The sequence below is a fragment of the Terribacillus sp. AE2B 122 genome, assembly GCF_902497585.1.
GTDB lineage: Bacteria > Bacillota > Bacilli > Bacillales > Amphibacillaceae > Terribacillus > Terribacillus saccharophilus_A.
Window position 1 is genome coordinate 365,894 of record NZ_LR700943.1, and the last position, 17,047, is coordinate 382,940.

The window sequence follows — 17,047 nt, forward strand, 5'->3', positions numbered from 1 at the left end:
TAATAAGTAACAAATATAGGAGGGAACGACATGTTCCAGATAGTTTTCTATCTCATTGGTGTCTTCGTTATGCTGTTCCTGGTGGTTGAAGTAGCTCGCCAGTTGACAGACCTTCGCCAGCTCATATCGCCAGAAAACAAAAGAAAAAAGCCTGAGACAGATGTTTCTGTCCCAAGCTCTTATGATCAATAGAAACGTTTGTAGCTATCGAAATGCTTAGCGTAGTAAGAATTACTTGTGCTTGTGATACGTACGCCATCGTTATCCGCATGAATGAACTGACCGCCGCCAAGGTAGATACCCATATGAGAGATACCAGCTTTGTACGTACCTTTGAAGAAGATCAAGTCACCAGGCTGCGGTGAGCTTACATAGTAAGAACGGTTGAAGTAACCTTCCGCAGATGTACGGGAGATATCATATCCAGCGTTCTTGAAAGCATAATAGATGAATCCGCTGCAGTCGAAACCAGCAGTTGTAGCGCCACCCCATACATAAGGTTTGCCAAGCTGAGTTTTAGCAACGCTGATTAGCTTGTCCACACTCTTAGAAGTCTGTGCAGAATCCACTTGTGTGTTATTCGCAGGCTTCGAAGAAGAAGATGAACCGCTGCTTGCTTTACCATTAATCTTCAATGTTTGACCAACGCGGATAACATCAGAAGATAGATTGTTCCAGCTTTTCAGGTTCGCAACAGAAACGCCGTTGTTGTTAGCGATCTTCCATAGAGAGTCACCAGACTTCACTTTATAAGAGGAAGAAGAGCTGCTGCTATTGTTGGATGAGCTTCCAGAATTGGAGGAAGAGTTATTCGATGAAGAAGAACCTCCTGCAGAAACCTTCAGCTTATCACCAGGATAAATCAAGTATCCGGAGATATTATTCCATTTTTTCAAGTTGTTCAAAGAAATATTATGTTTAGATGCAATACCACTCAACGTATCACCGGATTTAACAGTATATGTAGATGAACTGCTAGAAGATGATGAAGATGTATTAGTATTAGGCTTATTCGTAGAGCTGGATGAACCAGAAGTCTGTAATACTTGGTTAGGGAAAATCAAGTCACTCTTCAAGTTGTTGATTTTTCTTAATTCGGAAACAGAAGTGTCGTGTTTGCTAGCAATCTTCCAGAGCGAGTCGCCCTTCTGAACTTTGTATGATGCAGCGTCAACAGTTGTGGCATATGAACTAGCAATTACCGCAGTAGCAGCAAGGGTAACAATCGTCTTTTTCATTCTAGTAACGTTCTCCTTTATTTTCATAATCCATAGAAATTAATCATACTATAGCATAATTTGGCACCTAGATTACCAGAATTTACGTCATTGTAATGTAACTGTAATATTAAACTCGTATATTGTAGGGAAATGTAGAATGCATGTTATTGAGTAAGCAAACTTAATATGTTACTATTTTTACAAATCCAGTAAGGGTATAGGGACTTTTGTATGAGTTGTATGACGCCTGTTAACGAAGTTGTTTTATCTTCTGCACATCGGGAAGTATAATTTGTACGAAACACTCTATACGCAATCTACATACACTACATAAAGAGGTGCAGAACGTATGAAAATCAAAAAGGCCATCATCCCAGCAGCAGGTCTAGGAACACGCTTCCTGCCAGCAACAAAAGCACAGCCGAAGGAAATGCTGCCAATCGTCGACAAACCGACAATCCAGTACATTGTTGAAGAAGCAGTAAAATCTGGTATCGAGGATATCATCATTGTCAGCGGACGCGGAAAACGAGCAATCGAAGACCACTTCGACAAATCCTACGAACTAGAGGATCAGCTTATTAAGAAGGATAAGATGAAGATGCTTGAAGAAATCCAAGACATCTCCAACTTGGCTGATATCCACTATATTCGTCAGAAAGAAGCAAAAGGTCTTGGTCACGCCATTTCCACAGCGAAGAAATTCATTGGCAACGAGCCATTCGCAGTATTGCTTGGTGATGACATCGTAAAAACAGACGGTACACCGGCATTGAAACAATTAACAGAGGCTTTCGAGAAATATCGTGGTTCAGTTGTTGGTGTTCAGCAAGTACCTGAATCTGAAGTATCTAAATATGGTGTAGTTGCACCTCAAGGTTCTACAAGCGAGCCTAACTTGATGCAAGTTAGTGACCTTGTTGAAAAGCCTAAGAAGGAAGAAGCTCCTTCTAACTATGCAATCATGGGTCGCTATGTACTTACTCCGGAAATCTTTGATATTCTGGAAACTCTTCCTCCAGGTGCCGGCGGAGAGATCCAGTTGACAGATGCGATTAAAGAATTGAACAAGAAGCAAGCTGTTTATGCTTGTGAGTTCACTGGAGATCGTTATGATGTTGGAGATAAATTCGGCTTTATCAAGGCAACAATCGAGTTTGCACTTGATCGCCCTGATTTAAAAGATCAGCTGCAGGATTATCTGAATAACAGTGTTGTAACAGAAGATAAATAAGAAAATAAATCAGAAGAAACCGAACCTGCGCAAGTGGGTTCGGTTTTTTTAATATAATTTGGTAATTCTATGTTGCATCTGGGAAATTTGTGGTATACTTTTCATGTTTTTAATTGCTGGCTAAGAAAATTGGACTATATATTATAACGATGTTTCGACAAGATGCAAGTGACAATTGTAGCGCTTACATATTTTCGACAAAATCAGTCATTGCAAGGCTGGTCAAAGCCTTTATAATAAAAAAGTACATATAAATTTCTAAAAGTTAGCATTTTTCTTTGTCTTTGGACTTATCTTTTTTTAGTACATCTCATCGGAGGGACATGAATGGAAGAGACAATCTCTTTAAAGGAAATTTTCGCAGTATTGAAGAAACGGACACTCATGATTTTATCTTTGATCGTCAGTTTCGCTGCAATCGCTTTTTTAGTCAGTTACTTTTTGATTACCCCGACCTACCAAGCTAGTGCATCTGTCGTAGTCAACCAAGAAGAAAACGTGGATGTTTCCACTCTGAATAACGCTATCCAATCTAATATCAGCTTGATCAATACATATAAGATTGTCATGACAAGTCCAGTCATCCTGGACGAGGTCTCAAAGGAAATGAACTTATCCCTCTCTTCCAGTGAATTGGCAGAGAAGCTGGAAGTTGCCTCCGAAGCTGATACACAAATCATCACCGTAACAGCAACTGATACAAGCCAGGCAAAAGCTGCCGAGCTTGCCAACACTACAGTTGATGTTTTCCAAAGAGAAATTCCTGAATTAATGAATTTAGAAAACGTTAAACCTTTATCTTTAGCTGAAACAGTAGAAAACCCATCACCGGCTAGTCCAAACATACTGTTGAATACTGCAATTGCCCTTGTACTGGGTGCAATGGTGGGAATCGGACTCGCATTCCTATTAGAGTATCTTGATAATACTGTTAAAACAGAAGCCGATATCGAAAAACGCATTGGCATCCCAGTTATCGGTATCATCAGCCATATGACAGAGGAAGACATGAAAACCAACAAGCAATATGCAGCACCTACAGATAGAAGACAAGTTAGGAGAGAGTACAGTGGCCAAAAGAAAAAAACAGTTTAAGACAAATGTCCGATCTCTCATAACAAAGTTTAATCCGAAGTCACCGATTTCTGAGCAATATCGTACAATCCGAACGAATATTGAATTTGCATCTGTAGATACAGCAATGCGGTCGCTGCTTGTAACCTCCTCCGGTCCATCGGAAGGTAAATCATCTACCACAGCAAACCTGGCTGTCGTCTTTGCGCAACAAGGTAAAAAGGTACTGTTAATAGATGCCGATTTGCGTAAGCCAACTGTACATTACACATTCAAGCTAGATAATCGTGCGGGTCTTAGTACTGTACTAGTAGGCGAAAAACTATTAGAGGAAGCAACCAAGGAAACAGATGTTCCGAATCTAGACATCCTAACATGCGGTCCTATTCCGCCGAACCCTTCTGAACTATTAGGTTCTAACGCTATGAAGCAATTAATACAAAAAGCACAAGAAACGTATGACATGATTATATTTGATACTCCACCAGTATTGGCTGTAACGGATGCACAGATCCTAGCTAATACGTGTGACGGAGCTCTAATCGTGGTGCGCAGTGAACAGACTGAGTATGATGCGATTCAAAAAGCAAAAGAGCTGCTAGAACCGGCGCATGCTAAGCTGCTTGGAATTGTGCTGAATGATGTAGCGCAAAAGAAATCTAATACTTACTACTACTATGGTAGTTAACCTATGCCAAAATATGTCCTCGATCTACGAGGATATATTTTGGCGCAAGATATAGGGAAAATGTCATTGTTTTTTTGAATAATTTGGGGAAATGAAGGGTGTAGATTGTATGATAGATATTCATTGCCATATACTGCCGGGTGTTGATGATGGAGCAAGAACACTGGAAGACAGTATAGAAATGGCAAAGGCAGCAGCGGCACAAGGTATACACACCATTGTCGCTACCCCACATCATCGCAATAATCAATTTGATAATTATCGAGAAGATATCCTTACGCGTGTAGATGAGTTAAACAGAATCTTAGAGGAAGAAAACATAGAAGTTAATATCCTGCCAGGACAAGAAACCAGAATATACGGTGATCTTGCTGAGGGTTTATCAACCAAAGAAATTCTACCGGTAAACCTAGATACCTCTTATATACTGGTTGAATTACCTACCTTAACTGTTCCTAAGTATACAAACAAACTTTTGTATGATCTTCAAGTGGAAGGCTACACGCCAATAATTGTGCACCCTGAACGTAATAGTGAATTGCTATCCAAGCCAGACAAGCTTTATGAACTTGTAAAAAGTGGAGTACTTACTCAAGTGACTGCAGCAAGTATAGTAGGGAAGTTTGGAAAGAAAATACGGAATTTCAGCCATGAAATCATACAAGCAAATCTTACTCATTTTGTAGCTTCTGACGCACATAACGTACATAGTAGAGGATTTGTAATACAAGATGCTCTACAGGAAATTGAAGATAAGTATGGCTTAGATTTAATCTATAGTTATCAAGAAAATGCAGATTTGTTAGTTGCGGGTGAAACAATTGTAGGAGATGTACCAGAAAGAATTGGACGGAAGAAGTTTTTAGGAATCTTTTAATGTGGAGGGATAAGATAACAAATGGCAGAATCAAAGCAGCAAACCTATAAAGCTGTTGAGACAAATACTGTAGTAACTACTGGAGATAAAACATATCTTATAATTAAAAGATTTATAGATGTTTTTGTATCAGCAGTGAGTATTATTTTGCTCCTACCTGTATTTTTACTAATTGCACTTTTTATTAAGATTGAAGATAGAAAAGGTACTGTTATTTTTAGTCAAGTAAGGGTTGGGAAAAACGGTCAAACTTTTAATATGTATAAGTTTAGATCAATGGTATCAAATGCTGAAGAGTTATTAGAGGATTTATTAGAGCATAATGAAGCAAGTGGACCTATATTTAAGATAAAAGAGGATCCACGTATAACAAAAATAGGTAAAATACTTAGAAAAACAAGTTTAGATGAGTTACCACAACTATTGAATGTATTAATAGGGAATATGAGTCTTGTAGGTCCGAGGCCAGCTCTTCCTCGAGAAGTGAAATTATACAGTAATTATGAAAAAGAAAGATTGAAAGTAACGCCGGGGCTGACATGTTATTGGCAGGTCCAAGGCAGAAGTAATATTGGTTTTGAAGAACAAGTGAAGTTAGATATTAAATATATTAATGAAAAAAGTATTGTACTTGATCTTATGCTAATTATTAAAACGATTCGGGTATTATTTGGTTCAAAAGGAGCTTACTAGAATAAAATTGTAGTGTTCATATGGGGTTGGTTATATTTTGTTAAAACTAAGATTAAATTTCCTTTCAATACTAAAGAATGTAACAGTTCAAACTTTTATTGTGAGTATTTTCGTAGTGATAATTAATATTGTTACCGGAATAATTACAGCTAGATCTATGGGAGCTACTGGAAGGGGTGAACAAGCTGCTCTTTTAATGTTACCCCAATTGCTCGCATATTGCTTAACATTAGGTTTGCCGACTTCTATCACATTTAATATTAAAAAAAATCCTAATCTATCAAGGAGCTTAGTAACTTTTACTCTTATTTTTGCTTTTGGTTTAGGAGTAGTTGCTACCCTGATTGGAATATTAATAATACCCTTCCTGTTCGAGGGGTATGCGGGAAGAGTTATCGTTAGCGCACAGTATTTAATGATTTTTTCAATCACTTATCTAATAGGGATTGTATTAACAGGAATACTGAAAGCAAGGGATAATTTTAAATTATTCAATCGATGGAGATATATTGAACCTATAATAATATTGATGTCACTACTTATACTCTATTTTTCAAACAATATAAGCCCTCTAACTGCTGCTTTATCTTATATTTTGCCAAGCCTACCTATGTTTTTAATAATATTTATTTACATATTAAGAGAGTACAGAGTTAGTTTCAATAACTTTGTTGATTCTTCAAAGAGGGTCACGAGTTATGGGATAAGATCTTATGGGATCGACTTAGTTACTAATCTTTCTGGAAAATTAGATCAGGTATTAATAGCAGCTTTTCTAAATTCAACTGCCATAGGTCTATATGTAATTTCATTAAGTTTATCTAAGATGATTGGAATAATCCATAATTCTATTGTTACAGTACTGTTTCCTAGAATGCTTACTATGGATAAAAAACAAATGATTGATACTACATTAGTAATCACTAGAATAACATTAGTGGCAATATTAATTATTGATATTATTCTGTTTTTCTTATCACCATTCGTAATTGAATTGTTATATGGTCCTTCTTTTAAACAGGCAGATATAATTTTGAAATTTTTGATTTTTGAAGTTTTGTTCTCTGGATGTGCAGTAATTTTGTCACAACCATTTATGTCCTTAAATAAACCAGGAGCTATTACAACCTTACAAGTTCTATCAATGATTATAAATCTTCTTCTCCTCTGGTTATTGGTACCTAAGTATGGATTGTTAGGAGCAGGAATAGCGACTTTATTGTCTTCTATTTTAAAGTTTTTGACTGTAGTTATATGCTATCCGGTTATTTTGAAAACTCCATTGCCAAGATTTTACATGAATAAAAGTGATATTTTGTACTTAAAAAAAATCATTATAAATAGATAAGGTGGGATTAAAAATGAATATAGGAATGATTTCTAGATATCTACCTAGTGAAGCAAAAGGAGGGGTAGGGTATCAAGTTCACTATTTAGCTAATCACCTATCAAAATTAGGGATTAAGGTAAAGATTTATTCTATGTGTGAGAAGCCTAAAGATGCTCTTTATGATGTTGAAAAAATTAAAATGGGAAGATTAGCTAGTAATAAATTGTTAAGAACATATTCATTTGCTTACAAAGTTAGAAAAATTGATTTTGATAATTATGACCTTTTACACACTCACGGTGATGATTATCTATTAAAAAAACAAAAAGCACCAATACTAAGAACCTTTTATGGATCTGCTAAGCAAGAGGCTAAAAATAGTACTAGTTTCGGCCGTTTTCTACGACAGGCTACATTGTATCCACTTGAATTTATCTCCGGTAGAAAATCCGATAAGAATGTAGCTATATCTGATAATACTATAAATGACTTACCGTTTATAAAAAAAACTATACCTTGTGGAGTCGATCTAGATCGATTCTCAAATGGAAAAGAAACATCATTAAAGGAAGAAAACCCAACCATATTATTCGTTGGAACAATCGGTGGGAGAAAACGAGGAGAATTACTTCTAAGTAACTTTAAAGACATAAAGAAAGAAATCCCAAATGCCAAATTGTGGTTAGTGGCTGATAAGGATGTTCAAGGAGAAGGTATTATAAGTTTTGGCAGAGTTTCTACAGAGAAGCTAATAGAACTATATCAAAGAGCATGGATTTTTTGTTTACCTAGTAGCTACGAAGGATTTGGCGTGCCATATATAGAAGCTCTTTGTTCGGGGACAGCAGTTGTTGCAACTAAAAACCCGGGTGCAATAGAGATCTTAGAAAAAACTAATTCCGGGATAATTAGTGATGATGATGAGATAAGCAAAAATATTGTATCTTTAATAACTAAAAAAAGCCTCAGATATAGCTTGATCACTAATGGATTAGTAAGTGTTAATAAATATAGTTGGGACATTGTTACGGAACAGTATATTCAAGAATATAAAAAATTACTAAAGGGAGATGTCTATGAAAAGAAAGAGGCTCTTCGTTAGTATTGACTTTCCACCATCTAGGGGCGGTATTCAAAACTATATCTATGGGATTGTATCAAATTTAGACTCAAATTCTACTGACGTTTTAACAACATATAAAGGTGATAGTACTGAAATTATAGAATTCGATAATAAACAAGGCTTTGATATTAAAAGAGTTGAACTAAGTACTCAATCAAACATTATAAATAAAGTATTCTCTTTAATAAAGATGTACTTTCAAATATTGACTATCTTACGTAAGAAATCAATAGAAGAAATACATTTTGGAAATGCATTACCTGTTGGATTATTATCTTTATTGTTAAGAAATAAAAAGGTTAAGATTTTCACATATATTTACGGATTGGACCTTCTTGAATCAAAGAAATCAAAGATAAAACTTTCTCTTTTGAAAAGTGTGTTACAGAAATCAGATCGTGTAATAACCATTAGTGAATTTACTAAGAGAGAGATAATTAAGATAAATATAAATGAAAAAAAAATTAAAATTATTAGCCCAGGTTTTAGAATTCCCAGTACAACTGATGATGATGTTGATGTTCGAGAGAAATATGGTATAGCAAAGACAGATAAAATAATTTTAACTGTTGCTCGGCTACATGAAAGAAAAGGACACGACATTGTATTAAAGGCTATAAAAACTATTAATAACCACAATTTAAAGTATTTGATATGCGGAACTGGTCCATACGAAAAAACACTAAAAAGTTTAGTGGAATCATTAAATTTAAATAACAAAGTTATATTTACTGGAGAAGTAGAAGATAGTGAGCTTGTAAAGTTATATAAAGAAGCAGATATTTTTGTTATGGCTAGTAGACAGTTAGATGATCAAGGAGATGTTGAAGGGTATGGAATTGTATTTCTAGAAGCTAATTACTATGGATTACCTGTTATAGGAGGAAATAGTGGTGGTATACCTGATGCTATTTTGCATAATAAAACTGGAATTCTAGTTGATCCTAATTCTGTCGAGGATGTATCGGAAAAGTTGAACTTTCTTCTTAAAGATGAGATAAGATCTAATGAAATGGGTAGAAATGGTCAGGATTGGGTAAAAAAACATTCGATGTGGAAGAATCGATTAGTTGATTTTAGTGTGGTGTCGGAGGAATTATATGAAACAAAAAATTAGAGTACTTTTTTTTAATCATGTATCGATTTTAAGTGGTGGAGAAAAAAGTCTTCTAGACATCCTAACAAATATTGATAGACATAAAATAGAACCAATCTTACTTTGCCCAACGAGTGGCCCGTTAACAGAGGCAGCTGAAACTAATGAGATTAAAGTTATAAAAATTAAAATGGATGATAATCTATTGAATTATAGCAGAACAACAAGCAACGTTAGTGGGATATTTAGTCAAATGAAAAATGTTCTTGGTACTATCCGATTGGTAAGGAAAGTAATAAAAGAAGAAGATATAGACATTCTATATTCAAATTCAATGAAGGCACATTTGATTAGTTCTGCTGCAACTATCTTTCAGAATACGAAATCTATTTGGCATGTGAGAGATATTATTGATAATAAATTGCTGAGTCACATAACAAATTTGTTTTCTATACTTCCTAATAGAGTAATTTGTATATCAAAAGCTGTAAAAGATCAATTCTACTTCAAAAAAAACAAAACTATTATATTTAATGGTATCAAATCAAGGGGAAACGTAACGGAAACAAAAAGCGAAGATAATCTGTTTCGCATAGCTATAATAGGGCAAATTGCTAAGTGGAAAGGTCAAGAGACCCTTATTAAAGCAGCAAATGAAATATTAAAAACTAGAAAAGATTTTCGGTTCTTTGTTGTTGGAGAGGCTCTCTTTAAAGATGAAATAACATACAAAGATCACATAAAAAGTATAGCTCACCCTGACATAGAGTTTCTTGGTTACCGAAAAGATATTCCAGAACTAATTAATCACTTTGATCTTTTAGTTCACGCAGCAATTAAGCCAGAACCATTTGGCAGAATAATAATAGAAGCTATGGATGCCGGTATACCAATTATTGCTACCAATATAGGCGGTCCTAAAGAGATAATAGATGATAAAAAAACAGGCTTTCTATATGAACCTGGTGATTATTTAAGCCTTACCAATGAACTATTAACCTTATCAGAGGAGAGAACTTGTCTAAAGAAGGTTAGTCAAGCTGCCAAATTAAGATTTGAATCTAATTTTCGTTTAGAAAATACTATTAATCAGATTGAATTAGTAATTATGGATACTATAAGGAGGTGATAAATTTGAAAGTAGCTATCGTACACGATTGGCTTGTAACTTATGCTGGTGCTGAAAGAGTACTTGAAAAAATGCTAGATGTATATCCAGATGCTGATTTATATAGTACTGTTGACTACTTAGAGGACAGAGCATTTATAAAAAATAAAAAGGTCCATACCACTTTTATACAGAATTTACCATTTTCTAAGAAGAAATATAGATCTTATTTGCCTTTAATGCCCTTAGCAATTGAACAGTTTGATTTTTCTGAATATGATTTAATAATTTCGAGTTCCCATGCAGTGGCAAAAGGAATAATTACAGGGCCTCAGCAAAAGCACATATGTATGTGCTACTCTCCTATAAGATATGCTTGGGATTTGCAGCATCAATATTTAAAAGAGACAGGCTTGGATAGAGGTATTAAAAGTATTATAGTTAGGTATCTCTTACATAGGATAAGGATATGGGATATTAGAACTTCAAATGGAGTAGATGAATTTATAGCTATTTCTAACTTTATTCAAGATCGTATATCTAAGATCTACAGAAGGAATTCTACTGTGATTTATCCCCCTGTTTATATAGAAGATTTTAGTATTGGAGAAACCAAGGAAGATTATTACATTACTGCTTCAAGAATGGTACCTTACAAGAAAATGGATCTGATTGTTCAAGCTTTTAACGAAATGCCAAATAAGAAATTAATTGTTATCGGACAGGGACCAGACTATGAAAAAATAAAGAAGATTGCTAAAGATAACATTCATTTATTGGGTTATCAGGATAATAAAACTTTAAAAGAATATCTTCAAAAAGCAAAGGCATTTATTTTTGCAGCGGAGGAAGACTTTGGAATTGCTCCTTTAGAAGCTCAAGCTAGTGGCACTCCAGTCATAGCTTATGGGAAAGGCGGGGCTTTAGAAACTATAAATAGTAATTCTGAGAAACCTAGTGGTCTTTTCTTTAAAGAGCAGAATGTTAACTCCTTAATTAAAGCTGTGAAAGACTTTGAGAATAATATTGAAGCATATAAGCCTGAATACTGTAGAGAAAATGCAATGCGTTTCTCTGTAGAAAGATTTACAAATGAATTTAAAGCATTCGTTGAAGAAAAAATTAATTATAATGAAAAGGAGAATGTAATATGAAATCAGCATTAATTACAGGAATTACTGGACAAGACGGTTCGTATTTAGCGCAACTATTATTAAATAAAGGGTATAAGGTTTTCGGTTTGTTTCCGAGAAGAAGTACTGATTCTACTTGGAGATTAGAATTCTTAAACATAAAAGACGATGTTGAATTCATTGATGGAGATGTAACAGATTTGGCCTCTATACTAAAGGCATTAAAAGTCTCTAAAGCTACAGAGGTATATAATCTAGCAGCGCAGAGTTTTGTAGGTACTTCATGGGAACAACCCATTCTAACAGCAAACGTTACTGGCACGGGTGTTGTAAACGTGCTTGAAGCTATAAGGATTTTTGATCCTAGTATTAAATTCTATCAGGCTTCAACAAGTGAAATGTTTGGTTTAATTCAAGAAGAGATGCAGTCTGAAAAAACACCTTTCTATCCTCGTAGTCCTTATGGAGTAGCAAAACTTTATGGGCATTGGATTACTGTCAATTACAGAGAAAGTTTTGATTTACATGCATCAAGCGGTATCTTATTTAATCATGAATCTCCTCTAAGAGGTATCGAGTTTGTTACACGTAAAGTTACAGATGCTGTGGCTAGAATTAAGCTAGGTAAACAACAGGAACTTCGCTTAGGGAATATTGACGCTAAAAGGGACTGGGGCTTTGCAGGTGACTATGTAGAAGCAATGTGGTTGATGCTGCAACAGGAGAAAGCAGATGACTACGTTATTGCAACGGGAGAAACAACGACTGTAAGAGATATGTGTAATATTGCCTTTAACCACGTTAATTTGAATCCTGAAGACCACATTGTTATAGATCCTAAGTTTTATAGACCTGCTGAAGTAGATGTTTTACTTGGTAATCCTGAAAAAGCAAAAAATGCTTTAGGTTGGAATGCCTCAACTTCATTAAATGAATTGATTACAATGATGGTTGAAGCTGATATGCATAGAGTGAAAAAAGAGTTTGGTATCTAAAGATGAATATACTTGTGACTGGCTCAACCGGTTTTGTAGGTCAGCATATAACAAGAGAATTAATTAAAAAGGAACACAAAGTGTATGCAGGAGTAAGAACAAAACGAGACGTGTCTAATACAGATACTGAAGAAATAATTGTTGATCTAGAAAATTTAAGTAATTTCGAAAACACTTTAAAAAGTTTATCTATAGACTGCATATTTCATTTAGCTGCACAAGGGAGCGTTCCAAGTTCTTGGAACGCCCCTAGTGACACTATTTCAAGAAATATCTTAGGAACTACAAAGTTAATGGAGATCACTTCTAAAGTATCATCAGGCATCAAGTTTGTATCTGTTGGAAGTGGTGAAGAATATGGTTTAGCTGCTAAGTATAATCAGTCATTGAATGAGGATATTCCCTGTAGTCCACAAAATCCTTATGCTATAAGCAAATATACAGTAGGCTTACTTGGCGCAAAACTAGCTGAAAAGAACAATTTTAATTTTGTACATTTAAGATCTTTCAATCATTATGGTCCAGGACAAGGATTAGGCTATGTTGTTAGTGACTTTTGTAATCAAATATGCCAAATAGAGAATAACAACATTCCGCCTATAATTAAGGTTGGTAATATTCAAGCTGAAAGAGACTTTCAATATATAGATGATATTATACAAAAATATGTAAAAGTTATCGAAAGCGAATTACCCAATGGTGTATATAATGTTGCTTCTAATAATGCAATATCAATAAAATATATTTTAGATAAGTTGATTAGTTATTCTAAGGTACCAATAGAGATAGAAATTGATAAAAGTAAATTTAGGCCATTAGATATAAAGTCATTCAAAGGCGAGAATAAAAAGTTAAACGGCATGATTCAGTATGAGAATCTTCATCAAACAAATATTGAAGAAGGCTTATTATCCACACTTAACTGGTGGCGCGAAAGGGTAGGTAAATAATGGAATTGGTATTATTGTCAGGTGGTTCTGGGAAGAGATTGTGGCCATTATCAAATGATGCTAGATCGAAGCAGTTTCTAAAAGTATTAGAAGATAAAAACGGTGTGAAACAATCCATGGTACAAAGAGTTTGGACCCAGATAGCGGCGAATAATCTAACTGATCATACTACAATAGCTACGAGTAACGCTCAAGTTGATATTCTTAATAGTCAAATAAATGAGAGAATCAATATTGTTGTTGAACCTGAGCGAAGAGATACCTACCCTGCTATAGCTCTAGCTTCAGTATTTCTTTACTCTATAAAGAATGTAAGCTTAGATGAAACAGTTTGCATGTTACCAGTTGATTCTTATGTAGAGGATAAGTTCTTTACTCAAGTAACAAAACTTGAAGAAGTTCTAATTAGTTCTAATTCAGAACTAGCATTACTTGGTGTTAAACCAACATTTCCTTCAACTAAATACGGTTATATTGTTCCTGAGGGTGATTTAAATTTAGGTGAATATTTAAATGTAGATTATTTTAAAGAGAAGCCTTCAATAGAAATTGCATCGGAGTTAATAAAAGAGAATGCTTTATGGAATTGTGGCGTTTTTGCTTTTAAGCTCAGATTTATTATTGATTCCCTCATTGAAAAAGGATTGCCAATTGATTATATAGAGTTAAAAGCCCGTTATGATGAGTTACCTAAGAATAGCTTTGATTATGAAATGGTTGAAAAGACGAAAAAAATAACTGTTCTTCCTTATGACGGTGATTGGAAGGACTTAGGAACATGGAATACGCTAACCGAAGAGATGGCCAGTAATATTACTGGTAAAGGTATTATTTCTGATGGTGTAAAAAACTCCAATATTATTAACGAATTAGATATACCAATTACTTTGTTAGGAATAGACGATGTAATTGTTGCCGCGAGTCCAGATGGGATTTTGGTTACTGACAAAGACAATAGTCCTAAGGTAAAGGATTACGTAAGCGGTATAGATGGCAGACCAATGTATGAAGAACGTAGATGGGGGCATTATAAAGTTTTAGATCATACTAAATTTCCAGAAGGAAATGAGGTGTTAACTAAAAGAATTGGCATTGGTGCTGGAAAAAATTTAAGTTACCAGGTTCACTATAATAGAAGTGAAGTATGGACTATAGTAAAAGGTGAAGGTATCTTAATTCTAGATGGTATTTTTAAACATGTTAGATCTGGAGACGTTATTGAAATACCGCTTGCTACAAAGCACTCAATAAAAGCTGTTTCCGAAATAGAAATAATTGAAGTCCAGACTGGTAGTCAATTAATTGAAGAAGATGTAGTAAGACTAGCAACAGAGTGGGAAGATATCCAGATTTATGGGAAAGAAACGGGTATTGAGGTATAATACATGTAAATATGACATATATTGTTTTCTGATTTTCTTTTAAATTTCTTTTCGTTTTTACATGGTATTAACTTTTGTATCTTTGCAGACTATAATGTATATCTACTAATACAAAGTATATATTTAGAATGTATACGCTAGTTAGACTATCATAATACAAAGGATTATTTGTATATGATGGTCTATTTTTTATTTGCTCCTTTGCTTCCTCTAAATTCAACTGTGTTATTTTTTAACTGTACACTTATAATTACTTCGGTTCTATGGCAGTAAGGAAAGGAGGGTCGTTCGAATGAATTCTCTCAACACTAGCCATTCAAAATGCATCTCAGAGAGGCACTACAGACACTGAACCATCCATATACTAAAACTAAGATAGCTAAATGAAACTAATTTGAATCCAGGCCAGTTGGGTTTTTAAACATTTATTTTATAAACCTTCTCCTAAGAAATTTTGATGATTTTGCCTCTGGAAAGCCACTGATGAAAATAGATAATAAAATCTGTACTATGATATAAATCTCAGGAAAAACAGTTAATGGAAAATGCATGTTCCAAAACGGTCCGTATTTTAGTAAAATAGATGTATAAAAAAATGTGGAGCGTGCTTCTTTTGACATTAAAAAACAACGGAATATTTATCTTTTTTGTTATACTCTTTTCCCTAGCTGTAGCAGTAGTAGTTCCTTTTTACCCTATACAAGTTCCATTAGCTGTAATAGGAATGGGTGTACTTGCATTATTGTGGATCTATCCTAAAATTCTTGTTGGAATCACTGTGATTTTTATGCCGTTTTCTTTTATTCCTTATGAGCTTGGGATTGCAATAGATTCGACAATAATTTTGTTTGCTTTAATCATTTTGGCAACAGTAAGATTAAGTCTTTTAGCCGCTAAACCGAGTAAGATAGAGATTTTTTTATCCATATTTCTCGTTTGGGTAATAATTAGTTCTGTAATCAATCAAAGCGAGCTTATGTTTGTTTTTAAAGAAGTAGTGAAAGTCCTATCAGCTGTACTTGTTTTTAGGTTAGCCAAAACCAAAAAGTACAAAATTGTACCAAAGAATTATCTATATGGCGCTTTTATAGTGGTCGGAATAATTTCTATTTACCAGAAACTTGTAGGTTTTAATTTCCTTCAATCATTGGGATATGTATATCCAACCTTTAACTATGCAACTATTGAGGGTGATTACAGACCCTTCGGGACATTTTATTCTCCAACAGTATTAGGATGTTTTATAGGCCTAGTAGGTACTTATTTACTTTTCGACTTATTTAAAAATCAGTCTACTAAAATGATCACAAAATTAGCTTTTACAGGTTTATTCTTCGGTGTATTAGTTCTGACCGAGACAAGAGCAGCTTGGATATCAGTCGCAATTGTGCTTCTACTTCAATTAAGAATTCAATTCCAAATTAAAGTTAAGTATTTGCTGTTGGCTTGGATAGCTGTAATAGTACTATTTATCTTCGTTGTATTAGGTGATTTCGGAGCAATTACTGAAAGATTTATGACTTTATTCAATTCAGATTTCAATTCTAACTCAGAGAGAGTTTATTTTTGGAAAGCTACTATAATGGCGGTAACTAGCAGTTTTGTAGCGGGTTTTGGATCACAAGATTTTGCTTCAACAATCAGTCCTTACTTGCCACCACAAGTGCCTAGATTAGGGCATCCACATAATACGTATCTACAGATTTTGTATACTTACGGTTATGTAGGCTTTAGTATCTATGTATTATTCTTTATTGCTCTGTTAAGGACAACGTTCAAAAATAATCGGATAGCTTTCTGGTCCTTATCAGTTTTTGCTATTCATACTTTCTTTGAACAAGTTTGGTTTAGTTTTTCTGTTGTTATTTTAATGTTTTTTATAAGCGGAATCACATCAAAAGATATCAAGGGGCGATGATTTAGGGAATAAATTTGATCGAGTATTACTATCTATTCTAGTTGCCGCCGATATAACAACGTTTATAAGAGATGCAATGACAATACACTAGAGGAAAAAGTCAAAGAGAATGCTAAAAAATTAATCTAAAATTCAATTTTATATAACCGGACAAATTAATACCAACTACGTAGACTTGGATGTACATGTGATTCTCGGTGTAAAAAGGAATTAAGGTAAATATACT

16 protein-coding genes are annotated in these 17,047 nt (G+C 34.3%); 15 read left to right on the forward strand and 1 reads right to left on the reverse strand.

Features of this window, described 5'->3' with window-relative positions:
* The first annotated feature begins 30 nt into the window (after nt 1-30).
* The gene (locus AE2B122_RS07080) at nt 31-192 is read left to right on the forward strand and encodes a hypothetical protein (RefSeq protein WP_175073488.1); all 162 of its coding nucleotides are present in this window, start codon (nt 31-33) and stop codon (nt 190-192) included.
* On the opposite strand, the gene AE2B122_RS07085 is transcribed toward AE2B122_RS07080, so the two are convergent.
* Nucleotides 186-1,238: a LysM peptidoglycan-binding domain-containing protein gene (locus AE2B122_RS07085; RefSeq protein WP_175073489.1), complete on the reverse strand. Its 1,053-nt coding sequence runs from the start codon at nt 1,236-1,238 to the stop codon at nt 186-188. The genes AE2B122_RS07080 and AE2B122_RS07085 overlap by 7 nt on opposite strands.
* A 331-nt stretch (nt 1,239-1,569) precedes the next feature.
* On the opposite strand from AE2B122_RS07085, the gene galU reads away from it, so the two are divergent.
* The 14 genes from galU (at nt 1,570) to AE2B122_RS07155 (ending at nt 16,821) form a co-directional block, all read left to right on the forward strand.
* Complete coding sequence (gene galU, locus AE2B122_RS07090) at nt 1,570-2,454, forward strand: UTP--glucose-1-phosphate uridylyltransferase GalU (RefSeq protein ID WP_095232306.1); 885 nt, start codon at nt 1,570-1,572, stop codon at nt 2,452-2,454.
* Nucleotides 2,455-2,781: 327 nt separating this feature from the next.
* Nucleotides 2,782-3,549 carry a YveK family protein gene (locus AE2B122_RS07095; protein ID WP_175073490.1) on the forward strand — a complete coding sequence of 256 codons (768 nt, stop codon included), beginning with the start codon at nt 2,782-2,784 and terminating at the stop codon, nt 3,547-3,549.
* The gene (locus AE2B122_RS07100) at nt 3,524-4,216 is read left to right on the forward strand and encodes a CpsD/CapB family tyrosine-protein kinase (protein WP_254593442.1); all 693 of its coding nucleotides are present in this window, start codon (nt 3,524-3,526) and stop codon (nt 4,214-4,216) included. Before AE2B122_RS07095 ends, AE2B122_RS07100 begins: the two co-directional genes overlap by 26 nt.
* Nucleotides 4,217-4,325: 109 nt before the next feature.
* Entirely contained in the window at nt 4,326-5,093 is a 768-nt protein-coding gene (locus AE2B122_RS07105) for a tyrosine-protein phosphatase (RefSeq protein ID WP_175073493.1), read from the forward strand.
* A 21-nt stretch (nt 5,094-5,114) separates the two neighbouring features.
* A complete protein-coding gene (locus AE2B122_RS07110) occupies nt 5,115-5,786 on the forward strand; it encodes a sugar transferase (protein WP_175073495.1) in 672 nt (223 codons plus the stop codon).
* A 37-nt stretch (nt 5,787-5,823) separates the two neighbouring features.
* Nucleotides 5,824-7,134, forward strand: a complete 1,311-nt coding sequence (locus AE2B122_RS07115) for an oligosaccharide flippase family protein (protein ID WP_175073497.1) — start codon at nt 5,824-5,826, stop codon at nt 7,132-7,134.
* Between the two features lie 13 nt (nt 7,135-7,147).
* Nucleotides 7,148-8,218, forward strand: a complete 1,071-nt coding sequence (locus AE2B122_RS07120; protein ID WP_175073499.1) for a glycosyltransferase family 4 protein — start codon at nt 7,148-7,150, stop codon at nt 8,216-8,218.
* Nucleotides 8,193-9,356, forward strand: coding sequence for a glycosyltransferase family 4 protein (locus tag AE2B122_RS07125; protein WP_175073501.1), 1,164 nt, complete (start codon nt 8,193-8,195; stop codon nt 9,354-9,356). Before AE2B122_RS07120 ends, AE2B122_RS07125 begins: the two co-directional genes overlap by 26 nt.
* Nucleotides 9,340-10,464, forward strand: a complete 1,125-nt coding sequence (locus AE2B122_RS07130) for a glycosyltransferase (RefSeq protein WP_175073503.1) — start codon at nt 9,340-9,342, stop codon at nt 10,462-10,464. The genes AE2B122_RS07125 and AE2B122_RS07130 overlap by 17 nt, the downstream gene beginning before the upstream one ends.
* A gap of 5 nt (nt 10,465-10,469) precedes the next feature.
* A complete protein-coding gene (locus tag AE2B122_RS07135) occupies nt 10,470-11,597 on the forward strand; it encodes a glycosyltransferase family 4 protein (protein ID WP_175073504.1) in 1,128 nt (375 codons plus the stop codon).
* Nucleotides 11,594-12,571 carry a GDP-mannose 4,6-dehydratase gene (gene gmd, locus AE2B122_RS07140; protein WP_175073506.1) on the forward strand — a complete coding sequence of 326 codons (978 nt, stop codon included), beginning with the start codon at nt 11,594-11,596 and terminating at the stop codon, nt 12,569-12,571. Before AE2B122_RS07135 ends, gmd begins: the two co-directional genes overlap by 4 nt.
* Nucleotides 12,572-12,573: 2 nt before the next feature.
* Nucleotides 12,574-13,521: a GDP-mannose 4,6-dehydratase gene (locus AE2B122_RS07145; protein WP_175073507.1), complete on the forward strand. Its 948-nt coding sequence runs from the start codon at nt 12,574-12,576 to the stop codon at nt 13,519-13,521.
* Nucleotides 13,521-14,903, forward strand: coding sequence for a sugar phosphate nucleotidyltransferase (locus AE2B122_RS07150; RefSeq protein WP_175073508.1), 1,383 nt, complete (start codon nt 13,521-13,523; stop codon nt 14,901-14,903). The genes AE2B122_RS07145 and AE2B122_RS07150 overlap by 1 nt, the downstream gene beginning before the upstream one ends.
* A 613-nt stretch (nt 14,904-15,516) precedes the next feature.
* Nucleotides 15,517-16,821, forward strand: a complete 1,305-nt coding sequence (locus AE2B122_RS07155) for an O-antigen ligase (RefSeq protein ID WP_175073509.1) — start codon at nt 15,517-15,519, stop codon at nt 16,819-16,821.
* Nucleotides 16,822-17,047 lie beyond the last annotated feature (226 nt).